This is a genomic window from Streptomyces sp. SID5785, assembly GCF_009870065.1.
Lineage (GTDB): Bacteria > Actinomycetota > Actinomycetes > Streptomycetales > Streptomycetaceae > Streptomyces.
This window is the reverse complement of the sequence record NZ_WWIA01000154.1, coordinates 1-1,749: the sequence shown is the minus strand read 5'-3', so window position 1 is coordinate 1,749 and position 1,749 is coordinate 1. Positions and strand designations below refer to the sequence as shown.

Here is a 1,749-nt window from a genome sequence, read left to right as displayed (position 1 = left end):
GGGCGGGCCGGAGTTGACGGCGCCGCCCGCGAACACGTCGGGGTAGGCGGCGAGAAGGTCGGCGGTCATGCCGCCGCCCGCGGACAGGCCCGTCAGGAAGATCCGGCTGCGGTCGGTGCCGTACTGCGCCGCGGCGTGGTCGACCATCTGGATGACCGAGGCGGCCTCGCCCTTGCCCCGGGTGTCGTCGTTCGGATCGAACCAGTTGAAGCAGGACAGGCTGTTGTTGGCCGAGCTCGTCTGCGGGTAGACGACGGCGAAGCCCCACGCGTCGGCGAACTTCTGCCAGCCGGAGTGCGTGTGGTAGTCGGTCGCCGACTGGGTGCAGCCGTGCATCGCCACGACGAGCGGGGCGCCGGCGGGGAGTCCGGCGGGCTCGTACGCGTACATGGACAGGTTGCCGGGGTTGGAGCCGAAGCCGGTGATCTGCTCCAGGCCGCCCGCCGCACGGGCGGTGCCGGCCAGCGGGGACAGCATGGTCAGCGCGGCGGCGAGGACGAGCGCCGCGGCCGTCGCGAGGTGGACGAGTCTGCGGGGCAGGGTGGGGGAACGCATGGGTGACTCCCGAGGGTGGGGCTGCGGGTGCGGCGGCGAGCCCGCTGCGCCCACAGGGATGACGGCTTCCTCGGTGCGGACCGTACGGCCGGGCGGTGGCCGGTACCACGGCCCGGCGAGCCAGGAGGGGCGGGCCCGCAGTGGTGCGCCCACCCATGGCGCGTCCGTCGGCCGGTGTGGCAGGGACCGGGACGGCCGCCCGCCCCGGGGCGTCACGCTCCGGGGCGGGCGGCCGTCGTCAGGCGTCCTCGGGGACGGCGGCGTCCGCCGTCTCCCAGCGCAGCAGGTCGCCGGGCTGGCACTCGAGCACTTCGCAGAGCGCCGCGAGGGTCGTGAAGCGCACCGCCTTGGCGCGGCCGTTCTTGAGCACCGCCAGGTTCGCGGGCGTGATGCCCACCCGGTCCGCGAGCTCGCCCACGGACATCTTGCGCCGGGCCAGCATGACGTCGATGTCGACGGTGATCGGCATCAGATCACCTCGTCCAGCTCCGCCTGCATCCGGACGGCCTCGGCGTCCCGCGCGACCGCCTGGGCGAGCAGGGTCCGCAGGACGAGCACGAGGAGTGCCACGCCCAGGATCGCGACGCCGATCCCGGCCATCACGACGGTGACACCCGGATCCTCCCGCTGGCCCGGGGCGTTGACGCCCGTGACGGCGAACCACAGGAGGGCGGCCGCCACGATCGCGCCGATGATCCGGTCCACGTAGCGGAAGGCTCCGTGCGAGAACACGGTGCCGCGCCGGACCATCGTCACCAGGCGCCACACGCACACCGAGGCGACCTGGACGGTCACCATGCCGACGACGGTGATCAGGCGCATCGGCGTGAGCGGGAGCGATCCGTCCTCCGGATCGCTCCCGCTCACCAGCACCCACACCATCAGCGCCTGCACGCCCACCGTGCCGGCGAGCACCACCGCCAGCACGGTGCGCAGCGCGTTCACTGTCAGTCGTCCCACGACCCCGCCTTCCATCGAATCACGATGGGAATCTATCGAGTTTCGATAGATGGCGTCAAGCTGGTGCGGGCCTGGCGCACGCCGTGCGCGGTCGTGGTGTCCGGTCGGGCTACTCCACGTTGACCTTGAAGGTGCTGGTCGTGTTGCGGATGTCCTCGGCGTTGCCGCTCATCCGCAGGTTGCGGAAGGTGGCCTCACCGACGGCCGGGCCCTGTCCGGGTTCCGGGAGTTCGT

3 protein-coding genes are annotated in these 1,749 nt (G+C 72.4%); all 3 read right to left on the bottom strand.

The window, feature by feature from the left end; all coding sequences use genetic code 11:
• Positions 1-555: PHB depolymerase family esterase (locus GTW43_RS04805; RefSeq protein ID WP_161300364.1), on the bottom strand; the 555-nt coding region annotated here is incomplete at its 3' end.
• Positions 556-793: 238 nt separating this feature from the next.
• Complete coding sequence (locus GTW43_RS04800; protein WP_161300363.1) at positions 794-1,024, bottom strand: helix-turn-helix transcriptional regulator; 231 nt, start codon at positions 1,022-1,024, stop codon at positions 794-796.
• Positions 1,024-1,515, bottom strand: a complete 492-nt coding sequence (locus GTW43_RS04795; RefSeq protein WP_161300362.1) for a DUF2975 domain-containing protein — start codon at positions 1,513-1,515, stop codon at positions 1,024-1,026. Before GTW43_RS04795 ends, GTW43_RS04800 begins: the two co-directional genes overlap by 1 nt.
• Positions 1,516-1,749: the final 234 nt, after the last annotated feature.